Source organism: Congregibacter sp. (assembly GCF_047617445.1).
Classification (GTDB): Bacteria; Pseudomonadota; Gammaproteobacteria; order Pseudomonadales; family Halieaceae; genus Congregibacter.
Map to the genome: position 1 here is coordinate 1 of NZ_JBLGBE010000046.1, position 25,788 is coordinate 25,788.

The 25,788-nt window shown below is 54.7% G+C and carries 27 protein-coding genes and 2 pseudogenes; 19 read left to right on the forward strand and 10 right to left on the reverse strand.

Annotated elements, in window-relative coordinates; translation table 11 throughout:
- The 8 genes and pseudogenes from ACI9KD_RS11190 to ACI9KD_RS11225 all read left to right on the forward strand — a co-directional run.
- Positions 1 to 247 (forward strand): annotated as a pseudogene (locus tag ACI9KD_RS11190) (TonB-dependent receptor); the annotation flags it as partial.
- A gap of 329 nt (positions 248 to 576) precedes the next feature.
- On the forward strand, positions 577 to 954 hold the full coding sequence (locus ACI9KD_RS11195; protein WP_414981255.1) for a YkvA family protein: 378 nt from the start codon (positions 577 to 579) through the stop codon (positions 952 to 954).
- Positions 955 to 1,123: 169 nt separating this feature from the next.
- Positions 1,124 to 2,080 (forward strand): nuclear transport factor 2 family protein, encoded by a 957-nt coding sequence (locus tag ACI9KD_RS11200; RefSeq protein ID WP_414981256.1) that lies wholly within the window; start codon positions 1,124 to 1,126, stop codon positions 2,078 to 2,080.
- Between the two features lie 254 nt (positions 2,081 to 2,334).
- Entirely contained in the window at positions 2,335 to 3,054 is a 720-nt protein-coding gene (locus ACI9KD_RS11205) for an NAD(P)-dependent oxidoreductase (protein WP_414981257.1), read from the forward strand.
- A 179-nt stretch (positions 3,055 to 3,233) separates the two neighbouring features.
- On the forward strand, positions 3,234 to 3,458 hold the full coding sequence (locus ACI9KD_RS11210) for a hypothetical protein (protein ID WP_414981258.1): 225 nt from the start codon (positions 3,234 to 3,236) through the stop codon (positions 3,456 to 3,458).
- A 273-nt stretch (positions 3,459 to 3,731) separates the two neighbouring features.
- Positions 3,732 to 3,932 (forward strand): hypothetical protein, encoded by a 201-nt coding sequence (locus ACI9KD_RS11215; protein WP_414981259.1) that lies wholly within the window; start codon positions 3,732 to 3,734, stop codon positions 3,930 to 3,932.
- Positions 3,933 to 4,042: 110 nt separating this feature from the next.
- Complete coding sequence (locus ACI9KD_RS11220; RefSeq protein ID WP_414981260.1) at positions 4,043 to 5,005, forward strand: hypothetical protein; 963 nt, start codon at positions 4,043 to 4,045, stop codon at positions 5,003 to 5,005.
- Between the two features lie 49 nt (positions 5,006 to 5,054).
- A pseudogene (locus ACI9KD_RS11225) lies at positions 5,055 to 5,286 on the forward strand (IS30 family transposase); the annotation flags it as partial.
- Between the two features lie 24 nt (positions 5,287 to 5,310).
- On the opposite strand, the gene ACI9KD_RS11230 reads toward ACI9KD_RS11225, so the two are convergent.
- The 3 genes from ACI9KD_RS11230 to glnK all read right to left on the reverse strand — a co-directional run bounded on the left by ACI9KD_RS11230 (position 5,311) and on the right by glnK (position 7,882).
- Positions 5,311 to 6,072, reverse strand: a complete 762-nt coding sequence (locus ACI9KD_RS11230; RefSeq protein ID WP_414981261.1) for a hypothetical protein — start codon at positions 6,070 to 6,072, stop codon at positions 5,311 to 5,313.
- A gap of 172 nt (positions 6,073 to 6,244) precedes the next feature.
- On the reverse strand, positions 6,245 to 7,486 hold the full coding sequence (locus tag ACI9KD_RS11235; protein WP_414981262.1) for an ammonium transporter: 1,242 nt from the start codon (positions 7,484 to 7,486) through the stop codon (positions 6,245 to 6,247).
- A 57-nt stretch (positions 7,487 to 7,543) separates the two neighbouring features.
- Entirely contained in the window at positions 7,544 to 7,882 is a 339-nt protein-coding gene (gene glnK / locus ACI9KD_RS11240) for a P-II family nitrogen regulator (protein ID WP_040809830.1), read from the reverse strand.
- 314 nt (positions 7,883 to 8,196) lie between these two features.
- Here glnK and ACI9KD_RS11245 point away from each other — a divergent pair, with 314 nt between their 5' ends.
- Both ACI9KD_RS11245 and ACI9KD_RS11250 read left to right on the forward strand, forming a co-directional pair.
- A complete protein-coding gene (locus tag ACI9KD_RS11245) occupies positions 8,197 to 8,463 on the forward strand; it encodes an accessory factor UbiK family protein (RefSeq protein ID WP_414981263.1) in 267 nt (88 codons plus the stop codon).
- 174 nt (positions 8,464 to 8,637) lie between these two features.
- A complete protein-coding gene (locus ACI9KD_RS11250; RefSeq protein ID WP_414981264.1) occupies positions 8,638 to 10,128 on the forward strand; it encodes a YifB family Mg chelatase-like AAA ATPase in 1,491 nt (496 codons plus the stop codon).
- 97 nt (positions 10,129 to 10,225) lie between these two features.
- Here the strand turns inward: ACI9KD_RS11250 and ACI9KD_RS11255 are convergent, their stop codons facing one another.
- Entirely contained in the window at positions 10,226 to 10,651 is a 426-nt protein-coding gene (locus ACI9KD_RS11255; protein ID WP_414981265.1) for a c-type cytochrome, read from the reverse strand.
- Positions 10,652 to 10,804: 153 nt separating this feature from the next.
- On the opposite strand from ACI9KD_RS11255, the gene ACI9KD_RS11260 reads away from it, so the two are divergent.
- Positions 10,805 to 11,425, forward strand: a complete 621-nt coding sequence (locus ACI9KD_RS11260; RefSeq protein WP_414981266.1) for a glutathione S-transferase family protein — start codon at positions 10,805 to 10,807, stop codon at positions 11,423 to 11,425.
- Between the two features lie 68 nt (positions 11,426 to 11,493).
- The gene (locus ACI9KD_RS11265) at positions 11,494 to 12,519 is read left to right on the forward strand and encodes a DUF3080 family protein (protein ID WP_414981267.1); all 1,026 of its coding nucleotides are present in this window, start codon (positions 11,494 to 11,496) and stop codon (positions 12,517 to 12,519) included.
- On the opposite strand, the gene ACI9KD_RS11270 is transcribed toward ACI9KD_RS11265, so the two are convergent.
- Together ACI9KD_RS11270 and ACI9KD_RS11275 are read right to left on the reverse strand one after the other, a co-directional pair.
- Positions 12,516 to 13,415, reverse strand: a complete 900-nt coding sequence (locus tag ACI9KD_RS11270) for a phytanoyl-CoA dioxygenase family protein (RefSeq protein ID WP_414981268.1) — start codon at positions 13,413 to 13,415, stop codon at positions 12,516 to 12,518. The two genes, ACI9KD_RS11265 and ACI9KD_RS11270, sit on opposite strands and share 4 nt — an antisense overlap.
- Before the next feature lie 30 nt (positions 13,416 to 13,445).
- Positions 13,446 to 13,688: a hypothetical protein gene (locus tag ACI9KD_RS11275; RefSeq protein WP_414981269.1), complete on the reverse strand. Its 243-nt coding sequence runs from the start codon at positions 13,686 to 13,688 to the stop codon at positions 13,446 to 13,448.
- Positions 13,689 to 13,889: 201 nt separating this feature from the next.
- Here ACI9KD_RS11275 and ACI9KD_RS11280 point away from each other — a divergent pair, with 201 nt between their 5' ends.
- The gene (locus tag ACI9KD_RS11280; protein WP_414981270.1) at positions 13,890 to 14,699 is read left to right on the forward strand and encodes a VOC family protein; all 810 of its coding nucleotides are present in this window, start codon (positions 13,890 to 13,892) and stop codon (positions 14,697 to 14,699) included.
- 434 nt (positions 14,700 to 15,133) lie between these two features.
- On the opposite strand, the gene fusA is transcribed toward ACI9KD_RS11280, so the two are convergent.
- Positions 15,134 to 17,218 (reverse strand): elongation factor G, encoded by a 2,085-nt coding sequence (fusA, locus tag ACI9KD_RS11285; RefSeq protein WP_414981271.1) that lies wholly within the window; start codon positions 17,216 to 17,218, stop codon positions 15,134 to 15,136.
- A 188-nt stretch (positions 17,219 to 17,406) separates the two neighbouring features.
- Between fusA and ACI9KD_RS11290 the strand changes: the two genes are divergently transcribed.
- The 4 genes from ACI9KD_RS11290 to ACI9KD_RS11305 all read left to right on the forward strand — a co-directional run bounded on the left by ACI9KD_RS11290 (position 17,407) and on the right by ACI9KD_RS11305 (position 20,648).
- On the forward strand, positions 17,407 to 18,444 hold the full coding sequence (locus ACI9KD_RS11290) for a cupin-like domain-containing protein (RefSeq protein ID WP_414981272.1): 1,038 nt from the start codon (positions 17,407 to 17,409) through the stop codon (positions 18,442 to 18,444).
- Positions 18,445 to 18,469: 25 nt separating this feature from the next.
- Positions 18,470 to 19,552, forward strand: coding sequence for an HDOD domain-containing protein (locus ACI9KD_RS11295; RefSeq protein ID WP_414981273.1), 1,083 nt, complete (start codon positions 18,470 to 18,472; stop codon positions 19,550 to 19,552).
- 153 nt (positions 19,553 to 19,705) lie between these two features.
- Positions 19,706 to 20,080, forward strand: a complete 375-nt coding sequence (locus ACI9KD_RS11300; protein WP_414981274.1) for a hypothetical protein — start codon at positions 19,706 to 19,708, stop codon at positions 20,078 to 20,080.
- 88 nt (positions 20,081 to 20,168) lie between these two features.
- Positions 20,169 to 20,648: a hypothetical protein gene (locus ACI9KD_RS11305; protein ID WP_414981275.1), complete on the forward strand. Its 480-nt coding sequence runs from the start codon at positions 20,169 to 20,171 to the stop codon at positions 20,646 to 20,648.
- On the opposite strand, the gene ACI9KD_RS11310 is transcribed toward ACI9KD_RS11305, so the two are convergent.
- Positions 20,645 to 22,600 (reverse strand): putative bifunctional diguanylate cyclase/phosphodiesterase, encoded by a 1,956-nt coding sequence (locus tag ACI9KD_RS11310; protein ID WP_414981276.1) that lies wholly within the window; start codon positions 22,598 to 22,600, stop codon positions 20,645 to 20,647. The two genes, ACI9KD_RS11305 and ACI9KD_RS11310, sit on opposite strands and share 4 nt — an antisense overlap.
- A 146-nt stretch (positions 22,601 to 22,746) precedes the next feature.
- Between ACI9KD_RS11310 and ACI9KD_RS11315 the strand changes: the two genes are divergently transcribed.
- Positions 22,747 to 23,151, forward strand: a complete 405-nt coding sequence (locus ACI9KD_RS11315) for a nuclear transport factor 2 family protein (protein WP_414981277.1) — start codon at positions 22,747 to 22,749, stop codon at positions 23,149 to 23,151.
- Between the two features lie 32 nt (positions 23,152 to 23,183).
- Here the strand turns inward: ACI9KD_RS11315 and ACI9KD_RS11320 are convergent, their stop codons facing one another.
- Positions 23,184 to 23,708, reverse strand: a complete 525-nt coding sequence (locus ACI9KD_RS11320) for a GNAT family N-acetyltransferase (protein ID WP_414981278.1) — start codon at positions 23,706 to 23,708, stop codon at positions 23,184 to 23,186.
- Positions 23,709 to 23,778: 70 nt separating this feature from the next.
- Here ACI9KD_RS11320 and ACI9KD_RS11325 point away from each other — a divergent pair, with 70 nt between their 5' ends.
- The gene (locus ACI9KD_RS11325) at positions 23,779 to 24,960 is read left to right on the forward strand and encodes a GGDEF domain-containing protein (protein WP_414981279.1); all 1,182 of its coding nucleotides are present in this window, start codon (positions 23,779 to 23,781) and stop codon (positions 24,958 to 24,960) included.
- Here the strand turns inward: ACI9KD_RS11325 and ACI9KD_RS11330 are convergent.
- Positions 24,941 to 25,788 (reverse strand): TAXI family TRAP transporter solute-binding subunit (locus tag ACI9KD_RS11330; protein WP_414981280.1); only part of this gene is annotated, 848 nt, incomplete at its 5' end. The two genes, ACI9KD_RS11325 and ACI9KD_RS11330, sit on opposite strands and share 20 nt — an antisense overlap.

Consider the following 25,788-nt stretch of genomic DNA (forward strand, 5'->3'; position numbering starts at 1 on the left):
GGTGATTAAGTACATCGATGAAACCTGCGTCACCATCGGCTGTAATCGCGATAACAATCAGTTCAATCGAACCGAAGACCTATTGGTGACCGACCTGATCAGTCGCTATGCCTTGAGCGACGATGCCGTCGTGTTCTTCAAATTTGAGAACATCTTTGCTAAGCGCGCCATCGTGTCGCGACAGCCCGAGGGTGCCCGGCCTAACAAGCCCCGAACGGCGTCAGTCGGGTTGCAGTATCAATTCTAGATCCAGACGATCGAAGTTTAAAAAGCCGGCGTGTTTACGCCGGCTTTTTTGTTTGGAACGAGTAGCTTCGTTGTGTGTAACGACTTGTTATGACTACTAAGAGACGCCGCTATATCAGATGAAAGCTTAAAGTAATCGGGTTGTCGTGGAACAATGAAGATCTGCTTGTCATGACCAACTAGCTGTCGTTGGGATGGACTGAACCATAGCATCGGCTCAAACACTCAAAAGCCCTTCGTACTGATGTGGCTATAACCTGCGGCGCTTCTATGGCTACATTGTCGTATCCGCGACGCTGTTCAAATAACTGTTGGGCACTCATGGGGTTGATGTCCAAGCTGAAGAAGTTGGCAAGACGTATCAAGCACGATGTATTGACGGTTTACTTTGTCGCACGGAATCCGAGCACACCAATACTCGTAAAGCTTATAGCACTCGCAGTGGCAGCGTGCGCCTTGAGTCCAATAGACCTTATCCCAGACTTTATACCTGTCCTTGGCTATTGGGATGACGTTATTTTCCTCCCACTCGGCATCATGCTTGTTATCCCGCTAACTCCAACATCGATTGTAGAAGTGAGTCGCGCGCAAGCGGCTGAATTGGCTGTTCAGCCAGTCAGCAAATACGCACCCACCGTCGTTATCGTCATATGGCTTTTATGTGCTTGGGCTCTCGGCTACTGGTTGCTGGACCTGGAAAGCACGTGAAACGTGCCAGAATCAACCCGCTCTGAGGTGGAAGCCGGCATCGCGACCGTCGCGTCGCCCAGGAGCGGCCAAGTGGGCTGGATTGACTTTCCTTCATAGTGACACTCAACGAAAAGCGCGTAACCTTCACAACCAAATTGCAGCGACCTTATGGCGCGAGGAATAAACAATGGCTACCGGCCCCGTTTGTGGTGCACATGTCGCAGCATTTGTGGCGTTAGCGACATGCATTTCAGCTGTAGCAACCAACGAAGATAACCGGCCTTTTGACCCTACGCCTGAGGCATTGGCCTCACTGGATCGCCAAACAATAGAGGCTTTTTTGGACGGCGACGCGGATCGTTACGGACAACGCCTAAGCGACAGTTTTGTCATGCACGAGAACGGTCAACGAATGGGTAAAACGGATGCTATGTCTTTAGTAAGCGGCATCAAGTGCCAGGTTGAGGACAGATGGGAGCTCGATCAGCCAACCCTCATGAGAATCACAGACGCGGTCTATATCCTGAGCTACGTCCGAAACATTGATGGAGCCTGCACCTTCGCTGGGACTAGCAGCGTGCTACCAAGCCCGGTGCGCGCGACGACTCTGTGGGTGCTCGACAGCGGCAGGTGGCTGGCTGGATACCACGGCGAAAATCATATCGTTGACCTTGCCGCGCCGCCATTTCCTCAGCCCCCCCCCCTTGCAAATGCCTGGCGAGCGACTGAGCCGGCCGTCGTGAGCTTGTCGAATTCATTGCCGCTAGCGGCTGTGCCTCTCACCAAGGAGTTGCTGGCAGTCGAGACAGCTGTATGGGAAACATGGCGTGCGCACGACGCATCCTCCCTTGAGGAGCTCACTGCTGAGGAAATTTCTTTCATCAACATATTCGGCGGCCACTTCGCCAACAAGAGCGACACGATTGAAAACTGGACGGGGCCACTCTGCGACGTGGAGAGCTTCCGCCTGAGTGACGCACACGCTTCGTTGGTGACGACAACGGTCGGCATTCTTACAGTAAAGGGCACTGTCAATGGCGCCTGCGGTGGACAAGATATTGGTGGGCAGGAACTGTACGCCACCACCATCTACGTAAAACAATCCGACGTCTGGAAGTGGGCCTTCGGATTCAACTCACCCTAACGCCCAGGCCAGCGCTTTTTGCGCCTCAGGCTTGAACACGAATGATCGCTGTGAGGTCGAAGAGGAAGTAGCCACCGCTCACATTTTTCTCGTTCCAAGATCGGCTTTCGCTTAGCAGCAGGCAGTCGTCTATGATTGCGCTCAGCGGCCGCTCTCGACCCGAATCGATTCTTGAGAACGCGCAGAAACCTACCTAGGAAGCCCTGAATGCCCCGAGGCTGTTGACCACGTACGCGTTATAGGGAATCAATGGAATGACGACACTCGTAGTTGGAGCCAGCGGGGCTACCGGACGGCTGTTGGTGGAACAGTTACTTGAACGCGGGAAGCACGTAAAGGTAATCGTTCGATCAAAGGAATCTCTTCTAGGCGCACTCACGAACCACGATCACCTGTCGATTATTCAAGCGAGCGTACTCGATCTTTCCAATGACGAAATGATCCGATGCGTGAGCCGCTGTGACGCTATAGCGTCCTGCCTAGGTCACAACCTTAGTTTCAAGGGTATGTTTTGGCCTCCGCGAAGACTTGTCACTGATGCCACCAGACGACTCTGCAACGCGGTAAAAATGAACGAGCCTGTGGCTCCAGTCAAATTTCTACTTATGAATACTACCGGGAACCGAAACCGTGACCTCGACGAGGAGGTATCGACTGGAGAAAAGTTTGTAACTGGGCTTCTGCGACTATTGCTGCCCGCGCATGCGGACAACGAAGACGCAGCGGAGTATCTGCGCACCGAAATTGGCCAAACTGACGGCAGCATCGAATGGACCGTAGTTCGTCCTGATTCTTTGATTGATGAAGCTGAGACGACGGATTTTTCGGTACATTCTTCGCCAATTAGAAGCGCGATCTTCGACGCGGGCAAGACCAGTCGAATCAATGTAGGTTGCTTCATGGCTGATCTTATCGGCGATGAAACAGTTTGGAAGCAGTGGATAGGCAAAATGCCGGTTATCTACAACAGGTAAGTGTAAGCGGCTCTTTTGAATAGCCATTCAACGTCTCTTTTTGAAACAAAACGGCTTCCTAAATAGCTGAAGTGGTCTGATGTCTAATGACCGTCTTGAGGTGTTTTGAGACATCGCCAAAGACTGCTTTCGCCATTCGAGGATATGATCTACCGGTTCTATTTCCTGAACTTATGCAGATGAAGTTTACGCGGACCGATGATCCAGAAGACAGGGATGGCTTCGCCTCAACGCCCCAGTGCAACCTGAGGAAAATGCGTAATGACCCGGGGTTCGCCAACGCACTAGCGATAAATGCCAACTCTCACTCGAGTCTGGCAAATGGTATGGATCGCTTTGTCTTGAAACAATTGACATTGCTTCAAGAGTTACTGAGCGCTGAGATTGAAAGTGGCAGTCCATAACACGGTCATAGAGACGTACAGCGACTGCTCCTGGCCGAAAGGCTATCCCAAGCCAAAACCAGCAGTAACCTCAAGTTATGTGCTGTTAAATTCTCTGACGGCCTTTAGGTCTGCTTTGAGTTGAGGACTCAGCCGATCGCTGCAACACCTATGACCGGGCCCCAGCACTACAGCAATGACAGATATGGCAATGCGAGGTTATCAGCCGACCTCCAATGCGAATACGGCTGGCGGCTTCTTGCTCAAAGCTCGGTACGGTCTGATGTCGTTGTAGTGCAGTCGTCAAGCATCGATTTGCCCAAGGGCATCGTTGAGGCAGGCACACCAGTGTTGGTTCAGGCAGTACTCCCGGAACTTGCTCATAAGGCTTTCGTCGGATGCAGTATGAGTCGACTTGCCTTGCTGGATGAGTTGGAGCATGACGCCCCGGCGGTAGCAACAAAACATTGGGGTAGGGTCGCTGATCCTCCTTAAATTCTATAGTCGTTGGGCTGGGTTGAGGTCGCTGCATCGGGGGGGCTAAACTGAGTTTTGCGGCGCTAGCCGCTCCGCCGATCTGCCGTTTCCTTAACCGAGTACCGTCCATGAGCCATCCTCACCCTTGCCCCCGTCCGGAGCTGCCCGGCGCCCTCGCCGCGTTTGTCCTTGCGATTTTTCTGGTGACCCCGGGATGTACGGGAGAGCCGCCCGTCGCCGCCCCCCGGGAGACCGGCGGTTCCGAGCGTTCGGCCGCGGCCGGGGTGCCAGAAGGAACCGACGTCTGGCTCCTGGAGCTAGTGCGGGAGGGCGACGCGCTGCGCGCAGGGTCGCCGCGCAATCTCACCAACCGGCCCGGCTACGACAATCAGCCCGTCTTTACGTCGGCGGGGGACATACTCTTCGTGCAGATGGAGGACGGGCGGACAGACCTTTGGCGGTGGAGCACCCAAGAGGAACGTTCGACTCGCGTCACAGCGACAGCGGAACAAGGCGAGTTCTCTCCCACACCCATTCCTGATAGCGATGGCGGGATCAGTTACATCAGGTCACCGGATGATACCAGCGGCCGGCTGTGGCGCATGCCGCGAGAGGGCGCCGCAGCGGAGATCATCTTTGCCGACATCGGACCGGTGGGCTATCACGCGTGGTTCGACGCTTCACACGTCGCGCTCTGGCTCCTGCAGGACCCATCGGTCCTTCAGCTCGTCGAACTCGATTCGCAGGCGTCACGAACGCTCGCCACGGGGGTGGGTCGCTCACCTCAATCAGTGCCAAACGGCCGGGCCGTGAGCTTCACGCGTGCGACTGATAGTGGCAGGGTGGTCGAGATGTACGATCTCGATCTGGATCGCACCGAAGTGCTTGCTCTCCTCCCCGAGGGCGGCGATTTTCATGCCTGGACGCCCGATGGGGTCCTCCTGGGATCCGCCGGGTCGCGGGTGTTCGCCTGGCGCGAGGGCAGCTGGCAGCAGGTTGTCGATCTCACTCACCTGGGACTGACGCTGACCCGCCTCGCTGTCTCGCCTGACGGCACCCGCCTCGCGCTGGTTGCCGAGCCCGCACGGTGAGCGACCCGTCAAAGTAAGCGTCTAGGATGGGCCCAAGACGTCGAACGAGACCGATATACAGGTTTACTGCTGTGGCTCGAAGAGTCCGTGGCAGCGAGGCTCCAACGAGAATACCAATCGACTCTTGAGGCAGTACTTCCCGAAGGGTACTGATCTATCCGAGCACTCGCAGTGCCGAACTCAATCGCGTAGCAAGACGCTCAAACGAACGTCCCAGAAAAACACTAGACTACGAAACACCGGCAGACCGATTTGTCGCATGTGTTGCGTCGACCCATTGAAACCGCAGGTGCCTGCAGCCAAAATCACCCCGCAGTAAGCGCTGCCTCTATCGACAGAACCGCCGCGGCACCTTGATCCCCAATCTGACCCAGCCGCGGAGTCCAAAGAACGTGCATACCCACCCAATAATTCAGCAACCCCGGCAAGGAGGAATCGGAGCGGAACCGCTCCAATAGCGCTTTTGTATCTTCGTTTGGTAGTCCCGGTGGGCAGTCCATGGCCATAAACTCGATTCCATCCTTAACACCGTGACACACTCCCCACAGAGCGCGGTGTGCCGGCACAGAAAGCAATTCACGGATGCGCAGACGATAAGCAGGATTTGGATCCAAAGACGAGAAAACAGTCGTACTGAGCACGTAGTAAGAACTCAAGGCCGGCTTTATCGAAGCCGTGCGTAACAGGCCAAGTCGTCGCATCTCGTCATAGACCGTGGTGGATATCGGCGAGAAAAACACCTGTGATGCGGCAAAGAAATCGACGACATGAGGCCAGCATTCGGTTTCGCAAGGCTTGTCCTGGGCCAAAAATTCTATGGCCCGCTCCCCGGACTCGACAATCAAGGCCATCATTTCAGAGTGACCCGCGGTAAGCTCATTGTTTAAGCGAATCTCGTCAGCCAGCTCGGCAAGATAATCGCGCTCCAGCTGATCAAATTGACGCGCGTTGCTCCAGTCCTGTGCCTGAAGACCCACAAATACACCGACAAAAACAATAACAAAGTCCACGACCACCGCGAACCAACTCTGGTCTTTCATATGATTGGAGATCTTGCGCAGAAACATCAAATCACCTTAGGCGCTGAGCTAACACTTCGTTCGGCAATATAGCTCACTCTAAGCGCTGACTACCTATCCTTCTCGCGCTCATTCAAATCAATCATCCCGAGACAAGCCAAAAAAAGGGGGCCCCAGAGGGCCCCCAAAAAACGCATTAAATAATGCGCCCGCAAGATGGTTACTTGGCAGAGACGAACTCCGGGTAGGCCTCTAAGCCACACTCGGAAAGATCCACACCTTCGTATTCCTCTTCTTCGGTAACTCGGATACCCATGACGGCCTTGATCGCGAAGAAAGTAATAAAACTAGCGGCAAACACCCAGCCAAAGATAGTTGCTGCACCGATAAGCTGACCACTGAAGCTCGAGCCGTCATTGGTGAGAGGAACCAGGAGCAGACCCAGTAGACCCACAACACCGTGCACCGAAATAGCACCTACGGGATCATCGATCTTGAGCTTGTCCAAAGTGACGATGGAGAAGACCACCAGGGTGCCGCCAACCGCGCCAAACAGGGTGGCCAGCAATGGCGTCGGTGTGGATGGTTCAGCGGTAATTGCTACCAGTCCGGCCAATGCACCGTTAAGAGCCATGGTCAGGTCAGCCTTACCAAACAACAGGCGTGCAGTGAGCAGTGCTGCAACCAAGCCACCACAAGCGGCAGCGTTGGTGTTCATAAAGACTACAGCCACAGCGTTAGCGTTCTCGACGCTTGAGGTTGCCAGTACCGAGCCACCATTAAAGCCAAACCAGCCCATCCAAAGAATGAATGTACCTAGTGTTGCCATAGGCAGGTTGGCACCGGGGATCGCCACTACAGATCCATCAGCGCGGTACTTGCCCTTCCGTGCACCCAGCAGGAGCACACCTGCAAGCGCCGCAGCCGCACCCGACATGTGTACGATGCCCGAGCCCGCAAAGTCAGAGAAGCCAAGGTCGCCCAGAGTGTACATACCAAATACAGGATCGCCGCCCCAGGTCCAGTTGCCTTCTATGGGATAGATAAGGCCCGTCATGACCACTGCAAAGATTAAGAAGGACCAGAGCTTCATGCGCTCGGCAACGGCACCAGACACAATGGACATGGCCGTGGCGACGAAGACAACCTGAAAGAAGAAGTCAGCCGATGGTGCATAAGTAGCGGCCTCTTCAGCCCCTGTAACACCGTCGCCGGTGATACCCGTCAGCAGGCTTGCGCCCAGGGCGGGATACATAATTGAATAACCGCAGACCATGTACATGGTGCAGGCAATCGCAAACAGTGCGACGTTCTTGGTAAGGATTTCGGTGGTGTTTTTAGATCGCACCAGACCGGCCTCAAGCATGGCAAAGCCGGCAGCCATCCACATTACCAACGCACCACACACGAGAAAATAAAACGTGTCCAGTGCATAGCTCAGTTCAAATACTTGGTTTTCCATGAAGATTCTCTCGTGCTGAATTCGGGGGGCTTTTAGCGCGCTAATGCAAAGGCGCTGTTAGATCGCTTCTTCGCCGGTTTCGCCGGTGCGAATACGAATCACCTGCTCCAGACTGGACACAAATACTTTGCCGTCTCCGATCTTTCCGGTATTTGCCGACTTGGTGATCGCTTCAATCGTTTGGTCCACCATGCCTTCAGCAACGGCCACCTCGATTTTCACTTTGGGAAGAAAATCCACGACGTACTCGGCGCCGCGATACAACTCGGTGTGACCCTTTTGTCGCCCGAATCCTTTGACCTCTGTAACTGTGATGCCCTGTACGCCGATCTCTGACAGCGACTCGCGCACGTCATCCAGCTTAAATGGCTTCACAATTGCCGTTATCAACTTCATGTAATTCTCCTGACTGAACAAGGACTCACAACTCGCGCCAATCGGCTCGCCGTTTAATCGTCTTATTGCACTAACCCAAGGGCAGCACGACGTTTCCGTCTATGCTCTGAGCAATGGATATGCCACACATTGTTTTCTTCTTTTAATCAATGACTTATAAAAAACAAGCCCTCAAAATGATGGCGCAACAGTAAGAAATCGCTGAATTTTATGCACTATTTTGGTGCCAAGTGTCAGTTTGGTGCACTGGGTTGAGCTGTGATCTCGGCACACCATCCTCTACACTGCATAAGGATCAAGCAGGAGAACACTCTATGGCGCTCAAACCGCCCCCCATCAGTGAAGTCATGCAACAGGTCAACGAACTAGTCGGGCCGGCAGGATTGGTAAACGAGGTCGATCGCAACGCACGGCAGTTCATTCAATCAGCCCTGCGCAAGCTCGATTTTGTCAGTCGTGAAGAGTTCGATGCGCAAAGCGAGATTCTTGAGCGTACACGAGGCAAAGTAGCCGCCCTGGAGTCAGAATTAGCCGCCATGGGCGCGCTGGTCGACACGCTCGAAAAGAGCGCCGCCAACTAATACAAGAGCGAAAGCCGACAGGCTGATGGCGACCCAGGGAACAAGCTCCATCTAAGCTCGGTCGGACCTTCCACCACCTGGATCGAAGACCGGCCGGAAGCCGGTTCAAAACGTTGGACATACGCAAGGCAAGGATGCCTTCGCGACTACTTAGGGACGAGTCATGAACGAGTTATGAACTACGCAGTGGTTCTATCCCGGGCCAATCAAGGCCTGAACGCACCCTTAGTGCGCGTTGAAGTCCACCTCTCTAACGGGCTACCCGCCTTCACTGTAGTGGGCATGCCAGAGACTGCCGTGCGTGAGAGTAAAGATCGCGTGCGTAGCGCGCTCATCAATTCCCATTTTGAGTTTCCTGACCGTCGTATTACGGTCAACCTGGCTCCCGCAGACCTGCCGAAAGGCGGAGGCCGCTTTGATCTTCCCATCGCGCTCGGCATCCTCTGTGCATCAGGGCAACTCCCTCAAGACACGCTACTGGGCAGTGAGTGCATTGGTGAACTTGCACTGGATGGAACTTTGCGACCCGTGCGGGGAGCCGTCGCAGCCGCAATGGCCGCCAGCCACAGTAAGCGCCGAATACTTCTTCCGATAGAGTCCGCCCGGTCCTGTCTTGCCATACCCCATAGTCAACTGATCTATGCCTCGGACCTCCTCTCGCTTTGCGCGGTACTGCGGGGCCGCGCGGAATCACCAAAAGTCACGGCGCTGCCGCCCGATCCCGAGCAAACTGGGCCGGATATAGCCGAAGTATCCGGTCAATTGGTCCCACGAAGAGCACTAGAGATCGCTGCAAGCGGGGGACATAACCTGCTCCTGAGCGGGCCCCCGGGCACCGGTAAGAGCCTTCTTGCCAACTGCCTACCGGGCATTTTGCCGCCGCCTGCGCATAGTGAGTGGCTTACCGTATGTGCGCTTTACGACTTACAGGGAGAAACGCTTGGGGGAAAACAACGCGCCTTTCGAGCGCCACATCACAGTGCCAGCGCCGCCGCTCTAGTGGGTGGCGGCTCCATTCCCAGACCGGGAGAAATTTCACTGGCGCACGGGGGCGTCTTGTTTCTTGACGAGCTGCCCGAATTCTCCCGGCACACCTTGAATATGCTTCGGGAGCCGCTGGAGACCGGCGAAATCCGCATCGCACGAGCAAGCTGCAGCATTCGCTACCCCGCCCGCTTTCAATTGATTGCGGCTATGAACCCCTGCCCCTGCGGGTTTGCCGGCGATCCGCAAAAACCTTGTAAGTGCAGTGCTGCACAACGCCTCAGTTACAGTGCGCGAGTATCAGGCCCACTGCTGGATCGTATAGACCTGCAGGTTCGTGTAGAGCGCGAAGATACCTGTGACTTGTTTTCTCCCGGGCAAGGAGAAGATTCTGCCACGGTGCGCAGTCGCGTAATGCGGTCCCAGAAACGGCAATACAAACGCCAGAAGCAAAACAACTCACAGCTGACCGGGTCGGCGCTGATAGACAACTGCGCCCTGGGAACGAAAGAACAACAACTGGTACAGCAAAGCGCCAAGCGTTTGAGACTCTCCCCAAGAGCGGTGCACAGATTGCTGCGAGTAGCGCGCAGTATTGCCGACCTGACAGGGGAAGATGCGGTAAGCACCAAACACTTACAGGAAGCTTTGGCCTATAGAGACACTGTGCAACAGCGGTAATTACGGACCAACAAACTGCAGGCATAAAAAAACCGCTGCGGCGCACCCCAGCGGTTTCGTCAGACGACTCGCTTGCGCAAGCCTACCTGGGACTCATTTACTGGCTGTTCTCAATCATAAAATCGACCGCTGCGATCACCGCCTCATCGGACAGGTCAGCTCGACCGCCTTTTGCCATCATTGCTGTGCCCGCTACACCATTGACGCCACTGTTATAGAGCGCATCAATACCCTTAGCAATACGTGGCGCCCAGGAGCCAACGTCCCCAACAATGGGAGCGCCTGCGACACCCGAGGCGTGACAAGCCAGACAGGCCATATTGTAAGTACCCTCGCCGTCGATCACGGCTACCGCACCCATCACGGCTGGCGTACCGCCACAACTCTCACCCTGCAGACAGACTTCGCCAACCGGCGAGATACGCGCCTCAATGGCAGCACGCTGCTCATCGGTAAGTTCTACGGCTTGCGCCGCAGCTATCAGGCCTAGTGACAGACCTAGCATTAAAATTCGCGTCAACACGGTTAACTCTCCATTTCGTGGGCGCGCATTATAGCCGCAGCGCTACCTGCTTCAAAGCGAAGACTGCAGCCTCCATTGCCAACTTAATTCGAGCCTCTGCTACCATTCGGCTTCAAAAAACTCTAGCTATCGTTGCCCAAAGAGAAACCCCTTATGCATTTGTACACCTACGATTCAGCCCCCAATCCCCGACGTTTAGGACTGTTCCTCGCCTTCAAGGGCATTGAACTGCCTACCACCCAGATTGATATGCGGGTCAACGCCCATCGGGAAGCTGCGTTTTTAGGCATCAATCCCCTCGGTACGCTGCCAGCGCTCATGACTGATGAAGGCATCCTGCTAACAGAAGTTATCGCGATCTGCGCCTATCTGGACGAGCTGCACCCGACAAAACCCCTGATGGGCAGCACCCCGCTTGAACGCGCTCTGGTTATCAGCTGGGATCATCGTATCTTCGTTTCCATCTTCGAAGCCTTCGCAGAAATGCTCCGCAATCGCAGCCCGGCTTTCGAAAGCCGCGCACTCCCCGGACCTCTCGATGTGGAGCAGATACCAGCGCTGGAAGAGCGGGGTCGCAAGCGCTTCCGGGGCAGCCTGAAGCTCTTTAATGAAGAGTTGGGAGACAAGCCCTTCCTGTGCGGCGATACCATTAGCTTTGCTGACATCGATCTGCTGGTCGGCGTAGAAACAGCTCGCTGGGTAAAAGAATCCATTCCCGAAGGCTGTGACAATCTCAATGCATGGGTAGAGCGCTGCCGCTCTGCACTAAGCTGATACCGCCGTTAGTCAGTCCGCGGACACAGCGCATAAGCCGTGTCCGCGCTATAGTGCTGGCGGCCACGGTGCAGCTGCTGCTCACCGCCTGCACGGACGGAGGGCAGACAGCTGAGCTGAACGACTATCTCCAACGCCTGTCACGCCCACTGGGTATAGACGCGATGCAGGCCCAGGTGCTTATGACGTCCCGGCCGCCTCGAGCAGAGGCGCTGCGCATCCCGCTTGATGGGGGCAAACTCGATGGACTGGACTTTCTTCGCCTTCGAGGCTGCGCCCTCCAGCAGACAGTAGCCAAGCGCAATAGCAGCTTGGGCAGGGTGGCTCCGCCATCCCAGCGCTTACTGATGGAATTGGCTTTTTTACGGGACGCACCTCCGTGCATCGAAACGCTTTTGGCGGACGGTCGAGAAGGGCTTGCCCGTATTATTCGCGACAGCGTCACCCTCAAGCGATCGCAGCTACCGGCTTTAATTTTCAATGCCACCTTGGGGAACCGGGAATACCGCGACTTCTGGCGCGCACGTCAAGCACCTGAGGATTACCCGAAGCAAACGAGCAGTCTGGTTATCACCGCTCTGGAACAGGTCACAGCCGATGCTGCCCGCTGGCTGTCCGGGGATTATCGCGCCGATGAGACCCGTTTTGAATTGGCGCTTTCCGATATTGCTCGAGGCGACGGCGGCGAACTACTGGACGCGCTATCAAAGCAAGCCGCCTATCTCAAAGCAGCGGATGTGCTTATTGACCAGCGCATCACTGCCGGGCCGCTGTGCACAGACAACACTCAATCCACCGCAGCGCCCATCTTACGCACCGTCGTGGGCAAGTTTTTTGTGGAACGTATTCAAGTACGCGGAGCCGATCTGAACCAGCGCTATTACCAGCTGACTAAACCCATCACTCAGCTGGAGTCGCTGCTGGGAGGCGCCTTGACCAGCGACTACCAAATCTGGCTAGAAGACCGCAGGATGCAGCTTCAGATGGGTATCGGTGCGCCGCGCCAGCATGTCGATCAACTGCAGCAGCTATTAGGCACCTGCTACGCTGAATTTTCCTCAGAGCCAGTACCCGATACTGCTAAGCGGGACTAATCATTCAACGCCGGCATGGGGAGCGCTCGCTTAGGATGCATACCATTGACCATCCCCATAAACGGGGGATGTATCGAATAACCCAGCAAGCGACGCATATCTTCAGACACGCTCGCGGCAGTCTCCTTTGATACCGACAAAAAATAGTTCTCCTGAGTGCGCAAGTAAGGCTCACAGTACTGCCCGGTAAACGCCAGACGGCTACTTCCAGAATAGTTCTCGCCACCGCCATGCCAAAGATTGCCCAGAAACAAGATACAAGACCCTGCGGACATAACCGCCTTTACGCGAGTATCACTGTCTTGGGGTACTCTCCCTTCTCTCCACAGATGGCTGCCGGGTATTGCCACAGTCGCACCATTGTTTTCCGTGAAATCATCGATAGCAAACACCGTAGCCACACTCAGCGCAGGGCGAGGGCTGGGCCAGGGATAAAAGCCATCGTCTATGTGCAGTGGCTGCGCCGGGGAACCGGTCAAAATATTGATAATTTGTGCCTGAGACAGCAAATAGTTGGGCTTCAGCAAGCGATCCAGATGCGCCAGGATCAAGGGGTGGGTAACAAAGTCATCGGCAGAGCGGCACTTTTCTGGGAGTCCGTAGAGTCTTTGCGTGCGCTCGCCTTCAAAGGAGTTGCGGCCGGGTTTATCCAAGTGAACGTTCGCTTCGCTGCGAAGCTGCTCCAGCTGTGAGGGGCTTACCAGATTCTCGATAATGACAAAGCCGTCTCGCAGCAGGCTCTGGTGCTGTGACTCTAAAGCCCCAGGATCAATTTTCGCGGCCGATGCGCGCTGAGTAAAAGTATGTGTCCGAGCGAGGTCGACATCGAAGTAATCTTTAAAACTATTGATCTGGCGAAACCGAGGATCATCCCGCCCACTGCTTCCGTCTGCCATACCGTAACCTCCCGCTGTGCGACGCGCGGTCTATTTAGGAAATAACAAAGTTAGATTTAAACGCAGGCCCCAACCGTCAGGCCCGCCGCTTGGGCTTTCTGCCCAGTAGCGAGCGCCAAAGCCGTCATCGTAGTTTGCCTGGATGGGCACGCTGATTAGAGCAGCCACAGGATTCGCCAGCTTTTTCGCAAGATCCGTAGAGTCCTCCGCGGCCTGAACTGCGGTAAACAAAAAAACGAGTGGAACAGCAGCGAAAATTCGTATTTTCTTCATGTCGATATAGTGCCACAGCTGCCCTACCCGCACATGATGATGTTTTACTTAAGCATCGCAGACACGAACACAGAAAGAGCAGGCTGCATGCTCCGCCGCCGCATCAAAGCACCGCTAGACTTGAGTGTTTTGAGCAAAGCGATGCGCACAACTTTGTGTGAAAATGGATGTCATGTTCAACATTCTATTGCGGAGTAATCCATGACATCGCCTGTAGTCGCATTAGAACATCTGACTATCAGCGTGGCTGATCTCGATACCGAGATAGACAACTATGCAGTCCTGCTGGACCTAAAACCATCTTGGCGAGGTGCACAGGACGGCCACGACATCGCTATCTTCAACACCGATAACGTCGCTGTGCGCCTGGTAGCCTCCGAGCAACCACGCGGTCTCGAAGCCGTTTGCTTTGCCGTGGACAGCCTCCAGCGCATGGTTCGGCGATTGCAACGCGTAGGTATTGCGTCGAGTGAGGCCACCACAGAGAACCCCATCACCCCAAGCGACTCTCCGAAGGTCATGCAGATTGCATCCAGTCCAGATACCCGGGGTATTCAAATGTCTTTCGTCGAAGGAGACAGCAAAGCTACGGCCAAGCAAGCCACCGCATCCAATGGGCTCGACCATATCGTTATCGCCTCACAGAGTGCCGAAAGCACGGCATTCTTGCTCGGATCCCAACTGGGCCTGGATATGCGCATGGATATGAGCCGTCCAGAGTGGAAAGCGCGACTTATGTTCTTTCGCTGCGGTGACTTAATTGTAGAGGTCTTTGAGCATCTCGATGAGAACGCCCCCAACACCGAGGATCGGACCTCGCCGAAGGAGGACAACTTCTATGGACTGACCTGGCGCGTTAAGGACGCTGATGCGAGCCACGCGCGACTCAGCCAGGCCGGATTTGATACCTCCGAAGTGCGCAGAGGACGAAAGCGAGGATCTAAAGTTCTAACTGTGCGTGACAAAACCGCTGAGGTCGCAACCCTGCTCATTGAGCTGCCAGTCGCTTGAGATAAGACAGGCAAACCGAGGTTAATCGCGAATTCCAGGGATCGTCTTTGCTCCTCTCCTTAGACGTTCTTGGCGGCTCGACCCCGCTTTACTCGAGCTGCTCGCGCATCTCCAGCGGCGTCAGCGCACTAAACAACGCGCTCGACGGACGCTCGAGCAAAACGGCGCCGAGCCACCCATCAGCCGGCACAACGTCTGAACGCCTGAGTGTGGCACTGACCAGTGCGCGGAGGACGGTGGTCCTTTGAGCGTCCGTCGAGCGCGTCTAACAATGCTGAGGCGTCGCTGGAGATGCGCGAGCAGCTCAAAGGGCTGCCGTCTGTCTCGCCGACTTAAAGTCCTGCATCGCAGGCCTTGATCCCGAGCACCGGCGATGAAGCAAAAAAAAACCGGCAATGAATGCCGGCTTTTACTGACGCTAGAAGCTCTAAAGCTTAAGCGTTAGCTTTACGCTCTTTCACTTCTGCAATGACAGTCTCCGCAACGTTCGCAGGACATGGCAGATAGTGCGAGAACTCCATGGAGAACTGGCCACGGCCAGACGTCATGGTGCGCAGCGTGCCAATGTAACCAAACATCTCTGACAGCGGCACTTCAGCCTTGATACGCACACCCGTCACACCTGCATCCTGATCTTTGATCATGCCACGACGACGATTAAGGTCACCAATGACGTCACCCACGTGATCATCCGGCGTAAACACGTCCACTTTCATGATGGGCTCAATCAACTGAGCGCCCGCTTTAGGCATGGACTGACGGAATGCACCCTTGGCAGCCAATTCAAAGGCGATTGCCGAGGAGTCAACGGCGTGGAAACCACCGTCATAGACTTCGATTTCAACGTCCAAAACCGGGAAGCCCGCAACCGTACCTTCGCCCATGAGGCTCTTAAAACCTTTCTCAATCGCAGGGAAGAATTCCTTAGGTACGTTGCCGCCCACTACCGATGACGAGAACGTAAAGCCAGAACCTGCCGCTCCGGGGCGGATGCGATAGTCGATCTTGCCGTACTGACCCGAACCACCCGACTGCTTCTTGTGGGTATAGGAGTCGTCGATTTCCATGGTGATGGTCTCGCGGTAGGCCACCTGTGGCTTACCTACATTCAGCTCAACAGCGTAGGTACGCTTAAGAATGTCGACCTTCACATCAAGGTGAAGCTCGCCCATTCCCCGAAGGATGGTTTCGCCGGAGTCTTGGTCAGTCTCAACGCGAAACGAAGGATCCTCAGCAACCATTTTGCCGATGGCAATCGCCATTTTCTCAGCACCTGCCTTGTCCTTGGGCGCCACCGCGATAGAAATCACAGGCTCCGGGAAGACCATGGCTTCCAGGGTGCAAGGATGCTTGGGATCACACAGCGTATGGCCTGTCTGAACGTTCTTCATGCCGACGATGGCAATAATGTCGCCCGCCTGAGCCCGATCAACTTCGTTTCGGTCGTTGGCGTGCATTTCAACCATACGGCCAATACGCTCGGACTTACCGGTAAAGGAGTTAAGAATCGTGTCGCCACGGTTCAGCACACCCGAATAAAGGCGCACAAAGGTCAGCGCACCGAATCGGTCGTCCATGATTTTGAAGGCCAGGGCGCGCAGGGGCTCTTCCAGAGAAACCAGCGCTTTCTCGCCCGTGGGCTCACCCAACTCATCAGTCAGATCCTGAGGTTCTACTTCGGTAGGATCCGGCAGGTAATCAACAACCGCATCCAGAATCAGCTGAACGCCCTTGTCCTTGAACGCTGAACCACAGTAAGTGGGGAAGAATTCCAGCTTACGAGTACCGTTACGGATACAACGCTTGATGTCGTCCAACGATGGCTCAGTACCGTCAAGGTACGATTCCATAAGGTCATCGTCCTGCTCAACGGCAGTCTCGATAAGTTTTTCACGCCACGCTTCAACCTCGTCAACCATGTCCTCTGGAACATCGGAAATATCGAATTTTTCTGGATTACCGGGATCCGGCCATGTGTGCGCCTTGCGCGTCAAAAGGTCGACGACACCAATAAAGTCGTCCTCTTGGCCGATGGGGAGCACCATTACCAATGGGTTAGCGCCCAAAACGCTCTCGACCTGAGCGACAACGCGCAGGAAGTCTGCACCCATGCGGTCCAGTTTGTTCACAAAAATGATTCGCGCGACTTCTGACTCGTTCGCGTAGCGCCAGTTCGTCTCGGACTGAGGCTCTACACCGCCAGATCCACAAAATACGCCGACTCCGCCGTCCAGAACTTTCAGTGAACGATACACTTCAACAGTAAAATCCACGTGTCCGGGCGTATCAATGATGTTCAGACGGTGGTCTTTCCAGAAACAGGTAGTCGCGGCAGCCTGAATGGTAATGCCCCGCTCTTGCTCCTGTTCCATGAAATCGGTCGTTGCCGCCCCGTCGTGTACTTCACCGGTCTTGTGGATTTTACCGGTGAGTTTAAGAATACGCTCGGTTGTCGTAGTTTTTCCGGCATCAACGTGGGCGAAAATGCCGATGTTTCTATAAAGCGATAAGTCAGACATGCTCGTTCTCAAGGATTCGAATTTGTGGACAAAAAATTAGCTGCGGAAGGTTACAGGAAAACGCCCCACATTGGGAGCGCAGCGGTGGCGCTTTTTGCACCACTGATATCAAAGCCGCAAAAGCCGCCTGATTGCCGCCTGCGTAGCGGAGATACCGAGCCAAGACCGAGCACCAAAGCGTAGCAACAATGTACACTTCGCGCGTGCCCAAAGAAGCCAACAATATGCTCCCAAAGCCCCCCGAGTGGGGGAATGTATCCCCCGCAGTGTTCGAGTCGGAGGTTGTTCCCCTATACAAGCCCGCGGTCTTTCGCGGACTCGTCCGTGACTGGCCCGCGGTGCATCGTAATGCTGAATCAGTTGCCTCCCTGCTGGAATACCTACTGACACTGGATAGCGAACAAGCGGTTTATACAGTGGTGGGAGACCCCAGCATTAACGGTCGATTCTTCTACGACGAGCAGTTTCAAGGCGTAAACTATGGCATTGTCGGCGCTGCGCTGCGCTCCACTATAGAGCATCTTGTGCGTGCGAGAAAACTCCCAAAACCCCCGGCAATCGCGGTTCAGGCGGCGAACGTCAACGATGCACTGCCGGGCTTCACTGCAGAGAACCCTCTACCTCTCCTTGGCAGTGAGTCAGAACCTACGTTTTGGCTTGGCAACCGCGCGGTCGTCGCCCCCCACTTCGATGTGAAAGACAATATTGCCTGCGTGGTTACAGGTCGTCGTCGCTTTACGCTGTTTCCCCCGGAACAAATCCATAATTTGTACCTGGGCCCCATCCTTGACGCCCCTGGAGGCGTTCCAATCAGTACCGTAGACATTCGAAACCCGGATCTTGAGCGATTCCCCCGTTATGCGCAGGCCCTAGAGAGCGCTATGCAGGTTGAACTGGAGCCGGGAGATGCCATCTACATTCCTGCGCCCTGGTGGCATGCGGTAGAATCACTGGACAGCATCAATCTATTAGTGAATTACTGGTTCGCAGGAGTTTCTTCGAGCGGAATTTCACCAAAAGCCAGCCTACTCCACAGCATTATGGGACTGCGGGGCCTCCCCGACGCGCAACGCAGTGCATGGGGGCATTTCTTCAATTACTATCTCTTTGACGGGACCGACGCGACCGAGCACTGGCCTTCGGGCGTTCTCGACGTCGTCACACAAATGAGTCCACAACAAAAAGCGTCGCTTATACAATTTCTGAGCGAATCGCTGAAAAACTAAAGCACGGCTAACGGGAGAGCTAAGAATGAGCTGGTTCAAGCGCGGCGGTAAAAAGGAGATTCCGCAGTCTCCTGTAAATCCCGTCGCTAAGACCACGGCGCCCACGGTAGCCTTGGCATCAGTCGAGGCATCGAATGCTGACGTGGAGACCCTGGAAGCACTGTCTGAACGCAAAACGCCCGACAGCCTGGCTGACCTTTTTCTCGTAATGGAAGAACACCTCAATGAATTGGAGCTCGAGGATATTCGAGCGCTGGTGGCCGCTCTTCGACAGCCACCTCCTCTTATTGAGCGCCTTACGGGAGGGCTGGACGACCCGGAGGAACTGCGCGAGGCCATTCTCTCCAGCCCCACGCTCTCCGCCGATGTATTGCGGGTCGTAAATTCTGCTGCCTTCGCGCTCAGTAGCCCTATTTCCAGCATCGAACACGCTGTCGCGTACCTCGGCACAACCATGGTCCGGGGCCTGGTTTTACAAAGTACCGTCGGGCAGGTCATGAAATTTGAAACCGACGTGCAAAAAGCAGCTTATATGCGCATATGGCGCTCAAGCTATGTCGCCAGCGCCGCGGCACAAGCCTATGCAACGGCACTGAACCTGGAACACCCCTCGGTACATGCCACTCGCGCGCTCCTCGTCAATATTGGAGACCTGGCCCTTATTTCGGCTCGCCCAGAACTATCCGTGATCTACGCGACTAAAACGGGCCTTTTAGGCCGGGTTGAGGCGCAGCAACATGACGTGATGGCTAACTCAGCCGTGCTCAGTTCGATGCTGGTGCGTCAATGGAGCCTCCCGGAAGACCTTTGTGAAGCGCTCCGGCATTCGCTCACACCCCTGACCTGGGCACCCGATGACAATGAACGCAGCACAGAGCAGCAGCGAGAAGACCTCATCCTCTATCTTGCCTGCCGCATTGGCGACGAGGTGGCCTATGCGGGCCTCAAAGACCTGGCGCAGTTCGACCTGCTTGCCCAGGAATCTCCGGACTTCTTCCACGTTCCGGATTATCTGCGACGACTGGAGCTCGGCGGAATGTTGCGGGTACTTGCTGATCGCAGCCACGGTAGACGGGTTCAGCAAATTGTCGACACCTTTGGTGGCTAAGGCCACGAGTGCCTCAAATCACTCCTTGCAGATCTTAGCTCCTCTCCACCCTTAGGCATTTGAATGCGCGGCGCATTCGGACACAGGCGTCGGTACTTGCTGGAAATTTTATATTAGTGTATTTACATAAATTAATAATAAAGCACTGTATCTATGTTCAAACTACCCCACATACTTCTCTCCCTATGCTGCTGCCTTGCGCTCGCGACGCAGGCACAAGACGAACTGCGCCCCTATCGACTCATCGATACGCTAGCCGGGACACTCAACGAAAGTACTGACCGGACTCGCAGCGCACTCGAAAGCAGCACTTTTGAAATTCTTGGAGAATACAGCCCGTATCCGGGAGCAACCGTCATTGTCATCACCCATCCGGCGCTGCTGGCGGCTGCATCTGCGAAAGCGTTCGGAGGGTACGCAGCAGTGCTGCGAGTCGGGCTAAGCGAAGTGGACGGCAAGGTTCAGCGCAGCCACGCAAACTCGGCTATTGGGGGCCGCATTGCAGGTAGGCCCCCCTTGACACCGTGAGCGCCGCTCTTGAGGATTTATTCGGCGACGGCCAACCCTTCGGGTCAAAAAAAATCTCAGTAAAAAGAAACTTACGAATTACCGCTACATGATGATGTCCGGGCTAAAAGATCGCGGCCATCTCGGAAGCTTTCCAAACCACGCCGCTGCGCTCGCTACTGTCCGACGGAATCTTGCCGACAATTCCAAACAACTACTGCCGGTATTCGAAGTCGTGATCCCCGATAGCGAAGAAGTGCTTTTTGGTGTGGGTATAGGCAGCGGTGATGGAAGTGACGCCGGCGTCATGGCGATTACAGACAGCGATGAACTGCGGCACACAGCCCACCTACCCTATGCCCTGTTGGTATCCGGTAGTGATGTTTATGCACTGGCGAGCAAGTTTCGTATTGCCCTTGCCTTCCCGGACCTGAGCATGGGAACGTTCATGAAAATCTCCAGCGCACCCCACGCAATTCGTGACAGCCTGGAGAGCCTCACACAGCCTGAGGCGCAGGACCAAGTATCGTCCGCCGCTGAAAACGGCAATGTGCTCAGCTCTAGTCGCGATGGCAGTAGCGATGGCTAAACAATAATCTGCTCGCGCTCTTGTTCAAGAAGCTTCAGGAAATCATCAAAGGGAATGGGCCTGGAATAGAGATAGCCCTGGAAGCGCACGCAGTTCGCGCTAATCAAAAAGTCCCGCACGGCCTCAGTCTCAACACCCTCCGCGATCACTTCCAGCTCGAGCGTCTGAGCCATAGAGATGATCGCGCGCACAATGCTGGCATCACCGGGATCAGTCAGCACGTCCCGAACAAAGGACTGATCTACTTTTAGGGTATCCAACGGCAGCGACTTGAGATATCGCAACGAGGAGTAACCCGTACCGAAGTCATCAATGGAAAATCGCACTCCGCTCTCACGTAAGGACAGCATTTTGGCGACCGTGTCGTCGACATCTTCGATCAATAATCCTTCGGTCAACTCAAGCTCAATCAGGCCTCGAGGCAAGTGATGACTTTCTATCGCCGCAAGCACTTTCTCGGAAAATCCTTTTTGTCGGAATTGCCGCGGACTTACATTTAAGGCCAGGGAGAACTCCCGTCCACGGAGTTCGTCCTCCAGCTGTGCGCCAATTTTGCAGGCATTCGCTAAAACCCAATCCCCGAGCCGATAGATAAGTCCTGAATCCTCAGCGACGGGAATAAACACGTCGGGCGGGATGAACTTACCATTGTGCTGCCAACGCAGTAAAAGTTCGGCGCCACATATCACCGATTCCTCGGTGTACTGCGGCTGTAAGTAAAGCTCCAAACCTTCGCCGGCCTCCAGAGCGCCGCGTAACTCTCGCTCCATATCCATACGCTTCGCCAGGGATGCCTGCATTTCCGGCACAAAGAATCGCAGCGTGTTTCGACCATCGCCCTTTGCGCGATACATGGCGGTGTCAGCGTGCTTCAAAAGGTCATCGACATCGTTCGCATCATCGGGCAGCAGGCTCACGCCAATACTCACGGTGATATGTACCTCATTCCCCTGAATACTGATGGGGGCTTCTATCGCGCGCCGTAACGCCTCACCCCGGCGACGCACCACCGACACAACATGCTCCGTACCGCCTTCTATATCTGTAAGCAAAGCAACAAATTCGTCGCCCCCCAGGCGCGCAGCGGTATCGGCTTCGCGGAGAAAGACTTGCAGGCGTCGGCCAACCTCAACAAGCAGCTCATCACCAGCACTGTGACCTAAGGAATCGTTTACTCGCTTGAAAAAGTCGAGGTCCAGGAAAAGCAGTGCCGCTTGAGTCTCATTGCGCTTTGCTCTGGCCAAGGCTTGGGCCAGTCGATCCTGCAGCAAACGGCGGTTAGGCAATCCGGTGAGATCATCAAAGAGTGCCTGACGCTCAATAGTGTCCTCCGCCCGAGAGCGTAAGTAGGTCATTTCTAGCCCGCCAATGACCGTCAGATTCACCCGCCGCGCAAGGGCCGTCATAAAAATCAGATAGAGCACGACCATGACCGCCATCACATTAGTTTCTGACGAGCCCTCACCAATCAGTCGCGCCATGAATGGCAATAGAGAAGCTGCCAGATACACAGCGCTTGCTTCGACAAACGCTGACAAACTGGCGATGCTTCCCGCGCACATGCCAGCAATCACGAACGCCAGCAATGAATGGTTGAGCATGTTTTCGGAGTCGTAGAGCACAAAACCGGCCGCACCCCAGGCTAAACCTGACAGCCAGACACCGAACATCATCTCTCGGTACCAGCGTTTAGATGTGGCTTCTCGCTGCGTTTGTGAGCTCCGGCGATACCGAACTGTGCTACTTATACGATACACGGCAATCGCGAGCGTGGCTGCACACCAGATGAGCACAGCTTGGCTGTTCTCCGGCCTCCAAAGCATGTACCCCAGAAGCAAGGTATTCAAAACCACCGCAAAGACTGAGACCGAGAGACTCTCGTAAAAGATGTTGATCCGCTCGAGAAATATCCGATGTTTTAGATCGTCTGTAACTTCAGCTTCAGCCGTCACACGCACCACCGTCTTCTGCTTATATTATCGTTCTTGCCGTAAAAACCACTTTTTTACTGACTGCCAACTTCTCTATAAAGTGACGCGCAAAGGTTCTCGGTACCGCATACCCTGAACTGTACACGCTGACGCTCAGGATTACTCCTATGAATACATTGCAACGCTGGCACGACATGGTGCTCAAACAAGACCATGACGGTCTGTCCGAGTTACTGACGGAAGACTGCGTGTTTTTGTCCCCGGTGGTACATACACCCCAAGCGGGTCGCGACGTCACAGTTCTTTATCTCACCGGCGCAATGAATGTATTCAATGAGACCTTTCACTACACCAAAGAGGTCGTGACAGACAAACATGCGGTGCTCGAATTTGAATGCACAGTGGATGGCATACTCATCAACGGCGTTGACATTATTAGCTTCGCTGACGATGGACGAATCTGTGAGTTTCGAGTGATGGTTCGACCGCTACAAGCCATGCAGATGCTGCATGGAAAAATGGCGGCGATGTTGAAGCATTTGAAATCGCCATCTGCGGCGGCGACTCAATAGGCGTTCAAGGCAATTGAGCTCTGACCCGAGCGTCAGCGCTCACGAAAATAGACCGCCGTCTTCTCCTCACCAAACATCGTGTCGAGAAGAAAACGATAACCGAGCTTCTCGGCAACCCTCACCGAGCGCGAATTATCCGCCGAAATAATGCAAAAACTTCGAGCGCGATCGGGCTGCGCATCGAGCCAGGCGCAGGCCGCCTGCATGCCCTCTGTCGCATAGCCTTTGCCAGCCATATCCGGATGTAGAACCCATCCTGCCTCGGGATAACGTCCATCAAAGCCGATCAGGCCGCGCTTAAAATCTGCAAACCCTAATTGCCCGACGTATTTACCGGTCGCCCGCTCTTCCAAGGCCCAATAACCATAACCCAGCATATCCCACAGGCCGCCATAACGTAGCAAACGCATCCAAACATCCTGAGAGCTCAGCGGTGAGCCGATAATAAAGGCGTATACCTCTGAATGCTGCCAAATCTCTATGGCCGAAGAGTGATCCTCTTCACAATGTGCGCGCAAACACAATCGTTCAGTGAGAATTTGTGGCGCCGTCGACATTCCATGTCCCCCTGGTTCAGCCAAAGCACGCTATCATCTTCTGCAAATTAAGTTAGCGTAAAATGCACCTATGGTGATTGACCCTTACTTCAACTTTCTTGTGAGCACCGTATTCATCTGCATGATGCTCGCCGCAGCGAATGCAATGCTTGCCGTGCGAAGCATAAGCTTTAGCGCGGCGACTGCCCATGCTATTGCCTTCGCAGCCATGGCGTTCAGCTGGCTGCTCACTGTCTTGCTGCCTCTAGAGGCGTCAGAAGTCGACCTCCGCCTATTACTACTGCTAAATGGCATAGGCGCCGGGGGCGTCATCGCACTCTGGAGCGGGCTGCATTTACGAGCCGGCTATCGTGTCAATGGATACTTTGTGGGTGCGCTTTTCGGCATCTGGATAGCCCCTGTTCTGGGCATTGTTATTTTAGGCTTTGATCGAAGCTCCCACGTACCCTTCACTGCAGCATCCATCATTATTGGCGCGGTGTGGAGCACTTGGCTTTTGTACAGAAAACGCGGCAAGAAAAATGCCGGTGACTGGGCTCTGATCCTCTGGATGGCATTGGTCATACCTGTCTCTGTCGTGGGAATGACCTTGGGAATGAGCAGCGCACGCAGCGTTCCCAATGCACCGTGGGTTTTTTATCTCAGTTTTCTCCCGACTATTTTTGCCGGTGTTGGGTTATTCACTCTGGTCAGCGTCGCACTCGATGCACTGCGTGACTCCAACGAACTGGCACGTACTGACGGATTGACCGGTCTACTCAATCGGCGAGCGTTTGATAGTGAGTTAGACATTGCCGTCGCCCGCGCTGAAAGATATCAACGAGACCTATCATTGATCGCCGTGGACATCGACAATTTCAAAGCGCTCAACGACAATTATGGCCACCCCGCGGGCGATGCGGTACTGAGAGCTGTTGCCAGGGTTATGACAGAAACCGCCCGACGTATCGACGTTATCAATCGCATAGGTGGAGACGAGTTTGCGCTGATTCTGCAAGACACTCCTGCGTCAGCGGCTCTTCGATTAGCAGAACGACTGCGTCATGCGATAAGCAATGCCGGCACCGATAGCATTGCGTTTACCGCAAGCTTTGGTGTCTCAAGTAGTCAGGATGTCGCACCTGGCAGCGAAGCATTGCTGCAATCGGCGGACGAGGCTTTGTACGCCGCGAAAGATGCTGGCCGCAACTGCGTACGCTACGCCCAAGACCCAACGACAGAACCCGCAGGACTTATTGGCCTGGTTCGATAGTACGGCCGTAAGCAATTTGATCCTTCAACTCCCGGCGCAGCCCTTCGGCCAATCCAGTAAAAATTCTAAAGCTGTCATCCGCAGCTAATCGCTCGTCCATCAAGCCTGTAAAGGCATCATCTTCAATCTTCTCGAGCTCACTCAGTAGCCGCTTAGGGTCATCAAAGCCAGCAGCTCGACGCAAATCCAAGACACGCAAATAGAACGCGTCAATGCGGTCCTTACGTCGCCGGGCTCTCCAGCGTCCAAAAGCCACCGCGCCGGTAAACAGCAAAGCTATCAGGTACACCAAAAAATTAAGCGAGTCCGCATAACGTTCCAAAAACCCTGGTTCGTCGCGCTCGAAATAATTCCGCGCTCCCCTATGCAAAGGAAAGGTAAAGTCTCCAAGACTAAAGTCGCGACTCATCCAGCGAAACACAGCCGGTTCCACGGCGGCAAAGCGCGGCTTTTGCTCCAACAACACGCGTGTTAAGTCGTAGATAGCCGATGGATCCGTGTCTTTATGGGCCACCAGCAGCATATCCACAGCGAGTGCATCAATCCCGACTTCATTACCCGGCAACGAGTAGGTCAAGGCAGGAATACGCGTGGAACGCAGTTGCGGCACAAGAAAGCTAATGCCGTCGATATAAAACTCCGCACCAGCTGCATCAAATCGTGACAGAGGCACTAGCGTAAAACCCTCAGGAAACCAGCTGGTGTTCTGAGGATTTATGGGGCCTACGTAAAACAGCACGTCAGGACGACCGGGGTCACCTGGCTGCCAAACTTCATAATCTTTGGGGAGATCTGATGCCCGCTCCAACAGCAAATCGAATACAAGAC

Excerpts from the sequence above, each read along its gene's own strand:
- ACI9KD_RS11245 (WP_414981263.1), top strand. The coding sequence starts at position 8,197 with ATGGCGCTCAAACCGCCCCCCATCAGTGAAGTCATGCAACAGGTCAAC.
- ACI9KD_RS11300 (WP_414981274.1), top strand. The coding sequence starts at position 19,706 with ATGTTCAAACTACCCCACATACTTCTCTCCCTATGCTGCTGCCTTGCG.
- ACI9KD_RS11195 (WP_414981255.1), top strand. The coding sequence starts at position 577 with ATGTCCAAGCTGAAGAAGTTGGCAAGACGTATCAAGCACGATGTATTG.
- glnK (WP_040809830.1), bottom strand. The coding sequence starts at position 7,882 with ATGAAGTTGATAACGGCAATTGTGAAGCCATTTAAGCTGGATGACGTG.
- ACI9KD_RS11295 (WP_414981273.1), top strand. The coding sequence starts at position 18,470 with ATGAGCTGGTTCAAGCGCGGCGGTAAAAAGGAGATTCCGCAGTCTCCT.
- ACI9KD_RS11275 (WP_414981269.1), bottom strand. The coding sequence starts at position 13,688 with ATGAAGAAAATACGAATTTTCGCTGCTGTTCCACTCGTTTTTTTGTTT.
- ACI9KD_RS11230 (WP_414981261.1), bottom strand. The coding sequence starts at position 6,072 with ATGTTTCTGCGCAAGATCTCCAATCATATGAAAGACCAGAGTTGGTTC.
- ACI9KD_RS11235 (WP_414981262.1), bottom strand. The coding sequence starts at position 7,486 with ATGGAAAACCAAGTATTTGAACTGAGCTATGCACTGGACACGTTTTAT.
- ACI9KD_RS11210 (WP_414981258.1), top strand. The coding sequence starts at position 3,234 with ATGAAGTTTACGCGGACCGATGATCCAGAAGACAGGGATGGCTTCGCC.
- fusA (WP_414981271.1), bottom strand. The coding sequence starts at position 17,218 with ATGTCTGACTTATCGCTTTATAGAAACATCGGCATTTTCGCCCACGTT.
- ACI9KD_RS11260 (WP_414981266.1), top strand. The coding sequence starts at position 10,805 with ATGCATTTGTACACCTACGATTCAGCCCCCAATCCCCGACGTTTAGGA.
- ACI9KD_RS11200 (WP_414981256.1), top strand. The coding sequence starts at position 1,124 with ATGGCTACCGGCCCCGTTTGTGGTGCACATGTCGCAGCATTTGTGGCG.
- ACI9KD_RS11305 (WP_414981275.1), top strand. The coding sequence starts at position 20,169 with ATGATGATGTCCGGGCTAAAAGATCGCGGCCATCTCGGAAGCTTTCCA.
- ACI9KD_RS11290 (WP_414981272.1), top strand. The coding sequence starts at position 17,407 with ATGTACACTTCGCGCGTGCCCAAAGAAGCCAACAATATGCTCCCAAAG.
- ACI9KD_RS11220 (WP_414981260.1), top strand. The coding sequence starts at position 4,043 with ATGAGCCATCCTCACCCTTGCCCCCGTCCGGAGCTGCCCGGCGCCCTC.
- ACI9KD_RS11205 (WP_414981257.1), top strand. The coding sequence starts at position 2,335 with ATGACGACACTCGTAGTTGGAGCCAGCGGGGCTACCGGACGGCTGTTG.
- ACI9KD_RS11320 (WP_414981278.1), bottom strand. The coding sequence starts at position 23,708 with ATGTCGACGGCGCCACAAATTCTCACTGAACGATTGTGTTTGCGCGCA.
- ACI9KD_RS11325 (WP_414981279.1), top strand. The coding sequence starts at position 23,779 with ATGGTGATTGACCCTTACTTCAACTTTCTTGTGAGCACCGTATTCATC.
- ACI9KD_RS11250 (WP_414981264.1), top strand. The coding sequence starts at position 8,638 with ATGAACTACGCAGTGGTTCTATCCCGGGCCAATCAAGGCCTGAACGCA.
- ACI9KD_RS11315 (WP_414981277.1), top strand. The coding sequence starts at position 22,747 with ATGAATACATTGCAACGCTGGCACGACATGGTGCTCAAACAAGACCAT.
- ACI9KD_RS11280 (WP_414981270.1), top strand. The coding sequence starts at position 13,890 with ATGACATCGCCTGTAGTCGCATTAGAACATCTGACTATCAGCGTGGCT.
- ACI9KD_RS11270 (WP_414981268.1), bottom strand. The coding sequence starts at position 13,415 with ATGGCAGACGGAAGCAGTGGGCGGGATGATCCTCGGTTTCGCCAGATC.